Origin of the sequence: Halarcobacter ebronensis (genome assembly GCF_013201825.1) — a bacterium.
In the GTDB taxonomy this organism is placed as follows: domain Bacteria; phylum Campylobacterota; class Campylobacteria; order Campylobacterales; family Arcobacteraceae; genus Halarcobacter; species Halarcobacter ebronensis.
The window spans coordinates 3,113,225-3,127,737 of the sequence record NZ_CP053836.1 but is presented as its reverse complement, the minus strand read 5'-3'; the positions used below and the strand labels follow the sequence as shown (position 1 = coordinate 3,127,737).

General features: G+C 30.0%; 9 protein-coding genes. 6 read left to right on the top strand and 3 right to left on the bottom strand.

What is annotated here, in order from left to right:
* Window positions 1-287: 287 nt before the first annotated feature.
* From AEBR_RS15210 to AEBR_RS15185, 6 genes are all read left to right on the top strand, one after another.
* Window positions 288-1,256 carry an ABC transporter substrate-binding protein gene (locus AEBR_RS15210; protein WP_129085860.1) on the top strand — a complete coding sequence of 323 codons (969 nt, stop codon included), beginning with the start codon at window positions 288-290 and terminating at the stop codon, window positions 1,254-1,256.
* Window positions 1,253-3,298 carry an ATP-binding protein gene (locus tag AEBR_RS15205; protein WP_129085859.1) on the top strand — a complete coding sequence of 682 codons (2,046 nt, stop codon included), beginning with the start codon at window positions 1,253-1,255 and terminating at the stop codon, window positions 3,296-3,298. The genes AEBR_RS15210 and AEBR_RS15205 overlap by 4 nt, the downstream gene beginning before the upstream one ends.
* A gap of 332 nt (window positions 3,299-3,630) precedes the next feature.
* Entirely contained in the window at window positions 3,631-4,995 is a 1,365-nt protein-coding gene (locus AEBR_RS15200; protein ID WP_129085858.1) for a circularly permuted type 2 ATP-grasp protein, read from the top strand.
* Window position 4,996: 1 nt separating this feature from the next.
* Window positions 4,997-5,665 (top strand): alpha-E domain-containing protein, encoded by a 669-nt coding sequence (locus AEBR_RS15195; protein ID WP_129085857.1) that lies wholly within the window; start codon window positions 4,997-4,999, stop codon window positions 5,663-5,665.
* Complete coding sequence (locus AEBR_RS15190) at window positions 5,662-6,618, top strand: M14 family metallopeptidase (RefSeq protein WP_129085856.1); 957 nt, start codon at window positions 5,662-5,664, stop codon at window positions 6,616-6,618. Before AEBR_RS15195 ends, AEBR_RS15190 begins: the two co-directional genes overlap by 4 nt.
* A complete protein-coding gene (locus tag AEBR_RS15185) occupies window positions 6,566-7,537 on the top strand; it encodes a M14 family metallopeptidase (protein ID WP_172658921.1) in 972 nt (323 codons plus the stop codon). The genes AEBR_RS15190 and AEBR_RS15185 overlap by 53 nt, the downstream gene beginning before the upstream one ends.
* Here AEBR_RS15185 and AEBR_RS15180 read toward each other — a convergent pair whose 3' ends face one another.
* From AEBR_RS15180 to AEBR_RS15170, 3 genes are read right to left on the bottom strand one after another with little or no spacing between them, the layout of a single operon-like run.
* On the bottom strand, window positions 7,538-8,431 hold the full coding sequence (locus AEBR_RS15180; protein ID WP_129085854.1) for a transglutaminase family protein: 894 nt from the start codon (window positions 8,429-8,431) through the stop codon (window positions 7,538-7,540).
* A gap of 3 nt (window positions 8,432-8,434) precedes the next feature.
* Window positions 8,435-10,927, bottom strand: a complete 2,493-nt coding sequence (locus AEBR_RS15175) for a circularly permuted type 2 ATP-grasp protein (RefSeq protein ID WP_129085853.1) — start codon at window positions 10,925-10,927, stop codon at window positions 8,435-8,437.
* The gene (locus AEBR_RS15170) at window positions 10,928-14,293 is read right to left on the bottom strand and encodes a transglutaminase family protein (RefSeq protein ID WP_129085852.1); all 3,366 of its coding nucleotides are present in this window, start codon (window positions 14,291-14,293) and stop codon (window positions 10,928-10,930) included.
* Window positions 14,294-14,513: the final 220 nt, after the last annotated feature.

Genomic DNA, 14,513 nt, shown 5'->3' with positions numbered 1-14,513 from the left:
GGGGAAGAGCTTTTGCTCTTCCCCTTTTTTTATTTCAAAAAAAAGGAAAAATTTGAGGTCCGACGACATTTTTGTGAGGATAAACAAAAAAATGTAGGAGATTTTTTCTCCTACAACAAGGAGAAAAAAATGGAAATTAAAGAGATAAACACAACAAAAAAAGATTATTTAATAGTAATTGGAATATATTTTATTACTGTTGTTACAAGTTATATAATCATTACTAATTAAAATATCTTTTAGCAATTATGTATAAGATATGTTATAATAAATAAAAAGTATTTATTATGAAAAAGATTTTTAGTATTTTCTTTTCATTATTATTGTTTTTTATCTTTATTAAAGCAGAAAATATTAGTGCAAAAAAAAGAGTTTTTTATATCAATTCTTATCACTCTGGTCTTTATTGGAGTGATGGGATTGAAAAAAGTATAAAGAAAGTACTTTTCAAATCTAACTTACCCCTTGAATTTAAAAGAGTTGAAATGGACTCAAAAAGAAATAATGATGAGCCTTACAAAATAAAAATAGCCAAAAAAATCAAGAATCAAATTGAAAACTTTAAACCTGATGTGATTATAACTTCCGATGACAATGCTTTTAAATATATAATTTTGCCTTACTTTAAAAATAGTACTATTCCTGTTATTTTTTGTGGGATAAATGGTTCTAGTAAAAAGTATGGATTACCAATATCTAATATTACAGGTATGGAAGAGGTGCAATTAGTTCCTCAAACTGTTGAAATCTTAAGCAAATATGCAAAAGGTAATAGAGTAGGTTTTTTAAAAGATGATTCCTTGACCACAAGAATTGAGTTAGACTATTTTCAAAAACAGTTAAATAAAAAAATGGATGCAAGATTAGTCTCTTCTGTTGAAGAGTGGAAAAAAGGATTTATTGAATTACAAAATAATGTGGATATTCTTATCATTGGATATGGGGGGTCTATAAAAGATTGGGAGAAAAATAGAAAAGAGATAAAAAACTTTACACTTCAAAATACTATTATTCCAACGGGAACAGGTGATGGAAATTTAATTGAATATGCTCTTTTGTCTCTACCTCTTAAACCAGAAGAGCAAGGTGAGTGGACAGCAAATACAGTTCTTAGAGTTCTAAAAGGTGAAACTATAAAAAACATTCCTATTGTTGTAAATAAAAAATCAAATATTTTTATAAATACAACTTTAGCAAAAAAGTTTAATATAGTTTTCCCTTTTGAACTCATTGATAATGCGGTATTAATAAAATGATAAAAAACAGATCTTTAAAAACAGAACTTTTAATCTCAAGTCTTCTAGTTATAAGTCTTGGTATTAGTTCTATTTTTTATTTTACATATCATTATTTAAAAAAAGAGATCAATATATCACAAGAGAAAATATATAACGAAAAGATTGATAATATAATCTATCTTATAAATCAAAAATATGAAACACTTTTAAAAACGCAAATGGAAAAATCCTATGAAGAGTCGTTTAAGAAAGGGACTTTAGATATTGTAAAAAAAGTTTTTGATAAAAACAAAAAAGAGATTTTCCCTTTTATTATAGATGAAAATGGTTTTGTAATATTGCATAGAAAATATAATAAACAAAATGCTCATTTATATAAAAATAAAGAAGAGTATAAAAATATATTAAAAATTAGAAATGGTAATTTTGATATTTTAAATAAAAGCAATGACAGATGGATTATTTTTAAATATTATGAACCTTGGAATTGGATTATAGGTTATAGGGTTAGTAAAGATGTTAAATATGAACAATTATATATATTTAGAGAAATATTTTTAACTATATCCTTAATAATTATTCTTGTGATTTCAGCAATTATTATATTGATAGTTAGAAATGTGTTAAAACCCATTGATATGTTAAGTACAGTCACAAAAACAATTGCATCTGGAAATCTAAATGCAGAGATTACAGTTTCAGGAGTAAAAGAGTTAAGAATTCTATCATTAAATTTTGCAAAAATGAGAGATAAAATTGTTCAAGATATTGAGCAGTTAAAAGATCAAGAAGAAAAAATATTAACATTTAATAATAAACTTCAAGAAAAAGTGAAATTAAGAACAAAAGAGTTAGAAGAAGAAAAAAAAGTTTTTGAAACACTATTTAATGATAGCTCTGATGGTATAAGTTTATTAAAAGATGGTAAGTTTATTGATTGTAATCTTGCTCTTTTAAAATTGTTAGAGATAAAACAAAAAGATGAATTTTTAAATTTAAATCCAAATATGATATCTCCAGAGATTCAACCAAATGGTATATCTTCAGATATTTTGGTAAAAGAGAATATAAACAAATGTTTAGAAAAAGGTAGTATACGATTTGAATGGCTTCATAGAAAAATAACAGGCACAGAGTTTTGGTGTGAAATTGTACTTACTAAAATAGTTATAAATGGTGAAATTGTAGTTCATGGAGTTTGGAGAGATATTCAAGATAAAAAGATCTTAGAGATAGAATTAGAAAATAAAAATCTTGATTTACAAGAATCAAATGATGAACTAGAAGCTTCTATGGAAAATCTAATAATAACTCAAAATAAACTTATTGAGTCCGAAAAATTAGCTGGACTTGGTAGTTTGGTTTCGGGTGTTGCAAATGAAATTAGTGCACCAATTGGTCTTGGAGTTACAGGGGCGTCACATTTAGAGTATATTTTAGAAGAGATAATTTCAAAATATGAAAGTGGTGCAATCTTAACTGAAGAATGGAAAAGTTATTTAGAAAATTCAAATAACTTAATTAAAGTTATTGTAACAAGTTTGCAAAAAACAGAAGAGATTATAAAAAACTTTAAACAAGTGGCAGTGGATCAAACTAGTGAAATAAAAAGAGTTTTTAACGTTAAAGAGTATATGAGAGGTATTTTAATAAGCATGGATAGCTTATTGAGCAATCGAAATATTGAGTTTAAAATAGAGTGTGATGAGATGCTTCAAATCGACTCTTTCCCAGGTCTTTTTGCACAAATTATTCATCATTTGATTTCAAATTCTTTAGAACATGCATATAAAGATAACGAAAAAGGAGTTATCTCTTTAAATGCTAAGATTAAAAATAAAGAGTTTATTTTTGAATATCGCGATTATGGGAAAGGGATATCAAAAGAAAACTTATCGAAAATATATGAGCCTTTTTTTACAACAAATAGAAAAAATGGTTCAATTGGATTAGGGTTAAATATTGTTTATAATCTAGTAACAATTAATTTAGGTGGTAAAATTGATTGTATTAGTGAAGAAAATAAAGGTGCTTCTTTTACCATAAAAATTCCACTTTAGTATTTGTCCCATAAAATTTATATTTAAATAATTTAAAAAAATAAAATAAAATACACTATCTATTTAGAGATTCACAAAGGTGTATAAAAAATCCCATATAAACAAAAAATAAATAAAGAGATTATTATAAATATACACAGCTTTTGGTAGAATCTAAAAAGTTTTATTTTTTCAGCAGAGTCAAATATTGGGAATATGGAAACATTTGGAAAAAAAATGATTTAATTAAAATAGTATACTTTTTATGCAACTTTATGATGAAAATAAAAAATAATTTATAACCTTTTTATATTAATAGTATTAAAATTTAATATAGACCTAGGAGGTGTAAATTGTTAGATACAAAAAATGTAGCTACGGAAATATTTTGGGAGATATTTTCAAACCAAGATAGGCAAAAAGTAAAAGAGTTTAAAAAATATATGGATAAGTTTGCAATCAACTTTAATCTATATAAAGATGGGAATTTTATTGAAAGATCCTTACCTTTTGATGTGATCCCAAGAATAATGACAACTAAAGAATTTGATAAGATTGAAAGGGGTCTTAGTCAAAGAATAATAGCATTAAATCTGTTTTTAGAAGATCTATACACAAAAAAAAGAATAATAAAAGAAAAAATTATTCCAGAAGAGTTTATTTATAAAGCAAAAGGCTTTTTAAAAGAACTTGATGGATTTTCACCTCCTAAAAAATTAAGAACCCATATAAATGGTATAGATTTAGTAAAAGATACAGTAACAAATGAATGGGTTATTTTAGAGGATAATTTAAGGGTACCAAGTGGAGCTAGTTATCCCTTATCTATAAGAAATACCTTTAGAAAAATTTACCCCGATTTTTTTGAAAAGATGGATATAAAACCCATAAAAGACTATGCAGATATTTTAAAAGAATCTATGGATTATGTAAACAATGAGGGGATAAATGTAGTTTTAACTCCAGGAAGATTTAATTCAGCATATTATGAACATGCCTATTTAGCAGAGATAACAGGTTCAAAACTTGTAAGAAATAATGAACTTTTGGTTGAAAATAAAGTTTTATATTTTAAAAATTATAATGGGAAAAAGATTAGAGTAGGGGCAGTTTATAGAAGACTTGATGATGAATTTTTAGATCCAAAGTTTTTCAATAAAGAGAGTTTAATAGGCGTGCCAGATATTATGGAGGTTTATTTAGCAGGTAATGTGGCAATTTTAAATGCACCAGGAAATGGTGTTGCAGATGATAAAGGTATCTATTATTTTGTTCCTAAGATGATTAAATATTATCTAAATGAGGAGCCTATATTATACAATGCTCCAACCTATTTACCATATTTTGAAAAAGATAAAAAATATATCTATGATAATATTGAAAAACTTGTAATAAAAGATGTTGCAGAAGCAGGTGGATATGGAGTGATGTTTGGACACTCTATGTCAAAAATCCAATTACAAGATTTAAAAACAATTATTGAAGCAAATCCAAGGAGATTTATAGCCCAAGAGTTGGTTGAATTTTATGATGAGAATTGTTTTATAAATGATGAGATAGTTCCTAGAAAAGCAGATTTTAGGGCCTATGTAATAATGGCAGAAAAACCAAAAGTTTGGAACTGCGGTTTAACAAGATATGCCGTTGAAGCAGGTAACTATTTAGTTAACTCCTCTCAAGGTGGTGGTTTTAAAGATACATGGGTTGTAGGAGAATAAAATGGATCAATTATTAACTGCAAATATGGCAAGTAATTTATATTGGCTTGGAAGATATTTGGAACGACTTGAAGCAATGCTCATTGAGATTGTTGAAACCTTTGATGAGATAATTGATGTTGATAAAAATGCAGGTAAAAAACTTTTTAAACGCCTTGAAATAGAGATAAAATATAAAAATGCAAATGATTTTTTATATGAGGCTTGTTTTGGTGAACATGAATCAAATATCTATGCAATCATAAACTATATAAGAGAAAATGCAATAATTACAAGGGCTTACATTGATGCAAATGCATTTGGTTCTATTATTGAGCTTTCAGAACTTTTAAAGCAGGCTCAAAATGATCATTTTAATATTGATTGTTCTTTCGTGGAAAAAATCTCATCAAGAATAAGTGAGATATGGGGAGAACTTTCAAGAAAACAAGAGAGAAATACAAGTGATTATTTTATTAGACTTGGAAAACTTGTTGAAAAAGTTGATATACATCTACGACTAAAAAGAGACAAAGGATTTTCGCTGCTTATTATGAATGAGATTGATACTATAGTATTGCGATTAAATCCAAATGCTGTTTTTGTTCCCCATAGGGAGAGAGAATCTTATGATACAATTTTAAATTCTATTAATGCAAAGATAAATAAAATAATTGTTGAGGATCAATGAAAACAACAGAAATTTTTACATCACAACTTCCTGTTGGTGAAAAACTTACAATAAAAAGAACTAGATTTGAGCCCAAAAAAACTAAAAAAGGTAAAAAACTAAAAAGAATCAGTATAGTAAGTGGAATCCATGGGGATGAATTGGAAGGACAATTGGTAATATATCTATTGGCCCAATGGTTAAATAAAAATATAGATACTTTAAATGCAATTGTGGATATCTATCCTGCTGCAAATCCTTTAGGAATTGATACTATTACAAGAAGTTTCCCTAACTACAATGTGGATCTAAACAGAGCTTTCCCTGGAAGTGTAAATGATTTTCTCCCTGGACAAGTTGTTCACGCTTTAACTGAGGATATAAAAGGTAGTGATATTGCAATTGATATCCACTCAAGTAATATTTTTTTAAGGGAGATACCTCAAATTAGAATAAATAAAGAGTTCTCTAAAAATACACTTCATTTAGCAAAAGAGTTAAATTGTGATTTTATTTGGATTCATGATGCGGTAACTGTTTTAGAAGCAACATTTTCCCATACTTTAAACTCTTTAGGAACAAATACTTTAGTTGTTGAGATGGGAGTTGGTATGAGGCTTACAAAGGAGTATGGAGAGCAACTTCTAATAGGAATTTTAAATCTTCTAAAAAAACAAAAAATGATTAATACAAAACAGGAATTTGAAGTAAGGGAACCTTTTAGCTCTGAAATAGGGGATGTATATTATATAAATGCTCCAACAAGTGGACTTTTTGTCCCTTCCCTTGATCACTGTGAAATTATAAAAAAAGGGGATAAGATTGGTGAGATTGTATCCCCTTTAACAGGGGAGATTTTAAGTGAACTTTTTGCACCAAATTGTGGAATTTTATTTACCCTAAGGGAGTATCCAGTAGTTTATGAAGGCTCACTACTTGCAAGAATCTTTGGAGAAAAAAGTGAAGAGAATTGAGATTTTAAAAATTGAATCTTTAAGTAGAGAACCCCTTATTATTGAAGGTTTTTTATTTAAAGGAAAGAGTAAAAAAGCTCCTAAGATTGCCATTGTTGGAGCAATGGAAGGGGAGGGAATTCTCCCTTTATATTGTGCTTCAAAACTTGTAGATTTTTTTAAAAACAAAATTGATGCAAAAAGGATAAAAGGTGATGTTTTAATTATCCCTTCAGTTAATCATTATGCCTTTAATTCAGGGAAAAGATTTTGGCCTTTGGATAATACTGATATTAATATGATGTTCCCTGGATATGGTTTGGGTGAAACAACCCAACGGATTGCAAAAAAAGTTTTTGATGTTTTAAATGGATACACTTTTGGTGTGATTTTAGAGAAAAGACAAGACCCTGTAAATTGTATTCCTTACATTAAACTTTTAGAGAGTGAATTTGAAGATTTAGAGGGTGCGAAAAAGTTTGGTTTTAAATTTATTCATCATAAAAATATGAAATCAATAGATAGTGTGACTTTACAATATAATTGGCAACTTTGGGGAACAAAGGCTTATTCTATCGTTTGTCCCACTTTAAGTCATATTGATAATAAAATCTCAAGCCAGATAAATCAAGCTATTTTAAGATTTATGAATAAAAATGAAATCATCGATTTTTCAATTTTTAATGCCTATGATTCAACGGTTATTAAAACAGAAGAGATAAGGGTAATTAAAAGTTTAAAAAGTGGTATTTTTATACCAAAAGAGTTCCCTGGAAGTTATGTTGTAAAAGAGCAAATAATGGGAGAGATAATTGATTCATTAGAGGGAAATGTGATTTATGAGTTCAAATCACCTTGTGATGGGATGATTACTTGTAACTACAACAGTTCTCTTATATATGAAAATGCTGTTGCTTTTAGGGTAGCTAAAGTTGGATAATTAAACTTCCAACTTTAGCACATTTACCCGTACACTTAGTTTACTCTCTCCACTACTTTTTACTACACCTTTTAAAGGAGAGATATCCATATAATCCCTTCCAAATCCTAAAATAACATACTCTTCATTTGGTAGTTTATTATTAGTTGGATCAAAATCAACCCAACCAAAATCTGGAATATAGATAGAAAACCACGCATGGGAAGCATCTGAACCAAAGAGTTTTTTCTCACCCTCTTTGGGGTATGTTTGAATATATCCACTCATATATCTAGTTGGAATACCTATACTTCTAAGTGCTGCAATTGCAAACTGTGCAAAATCTTGGCAAACCCCTTTTTTTTCTCTAAAAATATCTTCAATAGGAGTTGTAATATCTGTAAATCCTGAGACAAATTTAAAATCTGTGAAGATTCTTTGCATAAACTCATTTGTAGCTTCAAAAAGAGTTCTATTTGGACTAAAAGATTGTAAAACATACTCTTTTATCTCCTTTGATGGCACAGCAATTGAGTCAGTTTCAAAAAGGTATTGAAAAGCCAAAGCATCTGTACTTTTATGAGCTTCTAATCTCTCTCTCATTTGTTCATAGGTAATGGTTGTCTGTTTTGCTTTTTCATTGTACTCAAAGATTCTATCTTCAATTAGTTCAACTTTTGATTTTGAGATTACACTTAGACTCTTATGGGCTTCTCTTATTAACATAAAGGTATTTTGATTTCCAAAATAATCTTCAAAAAGAGTTGTTTCAAAGGGTTTTGGTGTAATTTCAAGGGTGTGTTCTAAAAGTTTTTGTCTATGACAACTTTTAGGAGTAAGCCTAGCTATATTGTGACTAAAGGTTACAAGGGCAGGATAGTGGAATTTTGTTTCGTGAAATACTTCATATACCATTTTTTACTCGTTATAGTGTGCAAAATATGTTTTTGTAATCTCTTCAGAGGTTTGGGCTAATAGCTCAGAAATCTCTGAAAGAAAACCATCAAGGGTTAAATAGACAAAATCTTTCTCTTTTGTTCTTAATAATCTTTTAGCATTTGTAAGTTTAAGCATAGTATAGACTTTAAATACAGGCTCTTCAAAATTATTTAAGTGGGAAGAGTGAGAACTATTTGGTAACTCTTTTAGACTTCTTAAAAGTTCTTCAATTATAAATATCAAGGATTTTTGATATTTGGTGTTAAAGAGTAAAAATTCAACTACATTCTCTAACTCTAAGGTTGATTTGTAGTGTGCTCTATAGGCATTATAACTCTCATAGGTATTTAACATTGAATCAAGAATATCATACTCAAGAAGTTTGTCAAGTTTTGTTGTTAATAAAGATCTCATTTTAGAGATAAGAAGTAGTGAAATCTCCAGTTTACAGCCAATATCATAAAGAATTAACCCTTGATCATTTGAGATACTCTCATCAATAAGCTCTTTATATGCCATAAGATAGATAAGAAGTCTATCAAGTTCCCCTATATGTTCTCTGTTTGAGATAATCTTTCTTTTATTATATGAGTACCATCTCTTTTTCATTCTATCATAAACTCTCCAAGCATCAATAGTTAGAAGATTTTTGATATTTGCATTTATATTGCTTAACATTGAAAGGGTAAAACTAAGAGTTCCTACTCTTGTAACATCTTGTATTACAGAGGTTATTTCAACAATAGGTTTAACCTCTTTTTCTTCTTCTAAAAAGCCAGGATAGGTCATTGTAAGATGGGTTAAACATCTATTTAAAATCTCCGCACTGCTTTTTGAAATATTTCTATCTTCATATCTGTTTAGATTTAAAACTGCTTTTAGATTAAATCTTAACATCCTTGTTGTAATAACAGCTCTGCTTAGATATCTTCCAAGCCAAAAGAGGTTTTCTGCTCTTTTTGTAGAGATATTTCCCAATCTGGTATCTAAGAAATCTCTATGGCTAGAAATAGCACTAAACTTCTCACTATTATCCTCTCCTAATATCCATAAATCTTTACTTGTTCCTCCCCTTTGATTTGAAACAACAAGGGAATCTTTCTCTTTTGATACTCTCACCAAACCACTTGGCATAACTTCATATTTATCCTCATTAAGGAATGAAAATGATCTAATTACAGCATTTCTTGGTTCAATATTGTTACCAACATAAGAGGGAACAGTTGAAAAATCAATAATCTCTTGTCCAACATAATATGAAGGTGTAGATAAGATTTTGTCTATTAAGATATTTTTCTCTTCAAAGCTTAGTTTGTTTCCAAAATGAACCTCTATTCTATCGGTTTTGTCAATTTTTTTAATAATAAGATTATCAATGTTTTCAATAACAAATTCAAGTTCATGTTTTTGTCCACACCACCAAGTTGCAATTTGAGGAAGTATTAAATCCTCATTTAGGAAAAATTTTGCAATGTTTTTCATAAAAGGGTTAAGTCCAACATTCTCTAAAATACCAATTCCTATTGGATTTATCATTGATAAATGGTCATTTCTTAAAACATTTATTAATCCTGCAACCCCAAGATGAGAGCTGTTTTCTAACTCTAACGGGTCACAATATTTAGAGTCAACTCTTCTTAAAACAGTGTCAACTTTTTTTAAGCCACTGAGCGTTTTTAGCCAAAGTTGATTATTTTTTGTTAATAGATCTTCCCCTTGAACTAAAGTAAGATTAAAAAAAGAGCTTAGGTATGAGTGCTCAAAATAGGTCTCATTGTGAGGACCTGGGGTTAAAAGTACTATTAATGGATCTTCACTTCTATTTTTTGCAGTACTTAAAAGCATATTTTTATACCCTTCTAAAAAGCCTGCAATCTTTTTAAACTTGATATTTGAGTATAAATCAGAGAGGGAAGAGTTCATTGTAAGACGATTCTCAATTGCATACCCAAGTCCAGATGGAGACTGGGTTCTATCATTTATAACCCAAAATTTTCCATCTGGACCTCTGCTTATGTCAGCTGCATAAAATCGCATTGTGTAGTAATCTTTGTTTTTAAAGTTAAAGAGTTCAGGTAAAAAACTTTTATGGGCAAAGATAATCTCTGCTGGAATAATCCCCTCTTTTATCAATCTTTGTTCTGTGTATAAATCTCTGAAAATCAGGTTTAAAAGTTTTGCTCTTTGCTGTAAACCTTTCGTAACCTCTTCCCACTCTTTTTCATTTAAAACAAAAGGAATTGGATCAAGATTCCATCTTCTATTTGTCCCTTCAGGGTCATTATAGACATTATAAGTAACTCCGTTATCCTCTAATCTCCAATCAATCTCCGTTTGCTTTTGTTCAAGCTTTTCCATCCCAGATTTTTCTAGGGATTCTTTTATCTCATTCCAATGCTCTTTTACATTGCAACTTTTGTCAAACATCTCATCAAATGATGAGTCAAGTTTACAACTTTCAAATATATCCATCTAATTTCTTGTCCATCTTTGTCTTAAGTCTAAAGTGTGTGGGAACTCTTTATTTTTTGACATTTTATGAAAATATAGCTTTTCTAAACCTTTTTTCTCCACAACTGCCCTTTTTGCACCATTTGCAAAGATTGCATTTTTGCTAGAATTTATTATTGGATCATAATTTACAACTTCCCCTTGGCTATGGTTAAAATCCCAATATCTGTTTATTCTTCTTGATTCTGCTTCATAAGAGTTTACTGGAAAAGTATCATAACTTCTTCCTCCTGGATGGGAAACAAAGTAGTTGAATCCTCCTATTGAACGCTCATTCCAATTATCAATAATATCAAAAGTTAGAGGAGTGTCAACACCAATTGTTGGATGAAGTGCTGACCAAGGTTGCCAAGCTTTATATCTAACCCCATTTACATATTCCCCTTCAATATTTGTTTTACTAAGTGGTATTTGAATCCCATTACAAGCAAGGGTATATCTCTCTTCATTAAAGTTATCAATTTTTATTTGAAGCCTCTCCACAGAAGAGTCCACATATCTTGAAGTTCCTTGGGAAGTTGCTTCCTCCCCTAAAACATTCCAAGGCTCTATGGCTGCTCTTATCTCCACATGCATATTTTCAATTGTTGTCATTCCATAAAGTGGAAATCTAAACTCAAAGAAAGGGTCAAACCAATCCAGTTTGAAACCATAACCATTTTCATTTAGATACTCAACAACCTCTTTTATATCCTCTTTTACATAGTGTTCAAGCAAAAATTTATCGTGAAGTCGTGTTCCCCAACGTACAAGTTTATGTTTATATGGATTTTTCCAAAAACAAGCAACTAAGGCACGCACAAGAAGCATTTGAAGTAGTGCCATTTGTGAGTGTGGTGGCATATCAAAAGCTCGCAGTTCTAAAATACCAAGTCTTCCAGAACTTGAATCAGGTGAGTAGAGTTTATCTATACAAAACTCACTTCTATGGGTATTGCCTGTAATATCTGTTAACATATGTCTAAAGAGTCTATCTGTTAACCAAAATGGAATATTACCATCTTCTGGAATTTGAGAAAAAGCAATCTCCAACTCATATAGGTTCTCTAATCTTCCCTCATCTACTCTTGGAGCTTGTGAAGTTGGTCCTATAAAAGCTCCACTAAAAAGATATGAAAGTCCTGGATGGTGTTGCCAAAAGGTTATAAGACTTCTTAATAGATTTGGATCTCTAAGAAGTGGAGAATCACTTGGAGTTGCTGCACCAATTGTTACATGATTTCCTCCTCCTGTTCCTGTGTGTCTTCCATCAACCATAAACTTTTCAGTTCCAAGTCTACAAATCCTTGCATCTTCATATAGTTTTAAAAGGTTATCACTTAACTCTTTCCAAGATGAAGCTGGTTGAATATTTACCTCTATTACTCCTGGATCTGGAGTTACTTTTATTCTATCTGTTCTGCTATCTTGTGGAGGTTCATACCCTTCAATTATTACAGCCAAATTTAATATCTGCGCTGTTTGTTCAATAGAGGCTATTAAATCAAGAAAAGCCTCTGTATTATCTATTGGAGGTAAAAAGATACAAAGTTTCTCATCTCTTATCTCTGCACTAATAGCTGTTCTAACAAATACACTATAAGAGTTTTGTTCTGTGGTTTTGGCATTAATATTTTTAGCTCTTTTCTCAACTTCTGTAATATAATCTCCCAAAGCAGGATATGAAGCAAAAAGATCTGGTTCAAAGCTTTTTTCAAGTTCAATTTGTGGTTTTACAATTAATGATTCTAAAGGGAGTCTAAGTCCCAATGGAGAGTTCCCTGCACCAAGGAACATATATCCTCTTCTAAACTCCCATTGTGAAGTAATCCATTTTGTTCTCCCAAAATTAAGTGGTAGAACATATCCAACCTCACTATTTAAACCTTGTTGAAGTTTTTGTGCTATGGTTCTTCTCTCTAAAGAATCTTTTAAATTAGCTTTCATTGGGTCAATATCAAGGGGAAGTTCAAACTCTTTCATAATGTAATAAACTGGATCTTCAAAAGCTGGAACTATATTCTTATCACTTACTCCTAAGACTAGAGCTAAAGTTGAAAGAAACTCTTTCGCATCTTTGGTTTTATAAGGGTAAGTCTTATTCATATTTGCTAAAAGTTCTGGGTTTCTCCAAACTGGTTTTCCATCTTTTCGCCAATAAATAGTTGTTTGCCATCTAGGAAGAGGTTCCCCTGGATACCATTTACCTTGTGCATGATGAAGAAGTCCACCATTGGTAGTTGAATCTAAAATTTTTCTTGAAAGATTATTTGCAAGCTCTCTTTTATGTGCTCCATCGGCTTCATTATTCCATTGTGCTGATTCCATATCATCAATAGAGACAAAAGTTGGCTCTCCTCCCATAGTAAGTCTAACATCATGGGTGGTTAAATCTTCATCAACTTTGAAACCTAAATTATATATATCTTCCCACTGCTTTTGTTTATAGGGTTTGGTAACCCTTGGAGATTCAAAAATTCTTGTAACTTTGTTTTCATAATTAAATTTTGTCTCACAAACATCTGTAAGCCCTTCAATTGCATGGGCACTAGTGTAGTTTGGAGTACAAGCAAGAGGGATATGTCCTTCCCCTGCAAAAAGTCCACTTGTACTATCAAGTCCAATCCAACCAGCTCCTGGAACATAAACTTCAGTCCAAGCGTGAAGGTCTGTAAAATCCTTTTCAGGACCACTTGGTCCATCTAATGATTTAACATCTGCTGTTAGTTGAACTAAATATCCAGAGACAAACCTACTTGCAAGTCCAAGATGTCTTAATACTTGAACAAAAAGCCAAGCAAAGTCTCTACAGCTTCCAAGTTTTTTATCTAAAGTCTCTTTTGGAGTTTGAACTCCAGGTTCCATTCTAACAGTATAGTTTAGAGTATTATGTATTTTTTGGTTCACTTCAACCAAAAAATCAATTATTGATTTTTTACTTTTATTTATACTATCTACAAACTCTTCTAGCTCTTTACTTGTTTCTTCAATTTCTAAATATGGAGCAAGCTCTTTTTTCAAATCTTTTTTATAGGTAAATGGAAACTCTTTTGAGCCATCTTCCACAAAAAAATCAAAGGGATTCATGGTAATCATATCTGCAATTATCTCTACATCAACACTAAAGATATCAGTTTTCTCTAGGAACACAAGTCTTGCAAGGTAGTTTCCAAAGGGATCTTGTTGCCAATTTATAAAGTGATTTTCAGGTTTTATTTTTAATGAATAAGCTTCAATTGGTGTTCTACTATGGGGTGCTGGTCTTAATCTTATAATATGTGGTGACATTGAAACTTTTTTACTATATTTATACTCAGTTTTATGGGAAATTACAACTTTAAGAGCCATTTTAAATCCTAGTATTTAATTATATAAGATTATACAAAAATAATAAGACTATTGGGTAAAAAGATATTTTTATTTGGGAAAATGGTAAAAAAATAAAAAATGTATTTTATAATAAGCACACAAACAATATAAGTGCTAGATTAGATAAAGAGCTTATTTATAGGATTTATAGAATAAAAAAATATAAATTCAATATGAAAATTAGCAATTAGTATTGACA

Coding starts and splice junctions, on each gene's coding strand:
- AEBR_RS15210 (WP_129085860.1), top strand. CDS start 288: ATGAAAAAGATTTTTAGTATTTTCTTTTCATTATTATTGTTTTTTATC.
- AEBR_RS15205 (WP_129085859.1), top strand. CDS start 1,253: ATGATAAAAAACAGATCTTTAAAAACAGAACTTTTAATCTCAAGTCTT.
- AEBR_RS15195 (WP_129085857.1), top strand. CDS start 4,997: ATGGATCAATTATTAACTGCAAATATGGCAAGTAATTTATATTGGCTT.
- AEBR_RS15190 (WP_129085856.1), top strand. CDS start 5,662: ATGAAAACAACAGAAATTTTTACATCACAACTTCCTGTTGGTGAAAAA.
- AEBR_RS15185 (WP_172658921.1), top strand. CDS start 6,566: ATGAAGGCTCACTACTTGCAAGAATCTTTGGAGAAAAAAGTGAAGAGA.
- AEBR_RS15180 (WP_129085854.1), bottom strand. CDS start 8,431: ATGGTATATGAAGTATTTCACGAAACAAAATTCCACTATCCTGCCCTT.
- AEBR_RS15175 (WP_129085853.1), bottom strand. CDS start 10,927: ATGGATATATTTGAAAGTTGTAAACTTGACTCATCATTTGATGAGATG.
- AEBR_RS15170 (WP_129085852.1), bottom strand. CDS start 14,293: ATGGCTCTTAAAGTTGTAATTTCCCATAAAACTGAGTATAAATATAGT.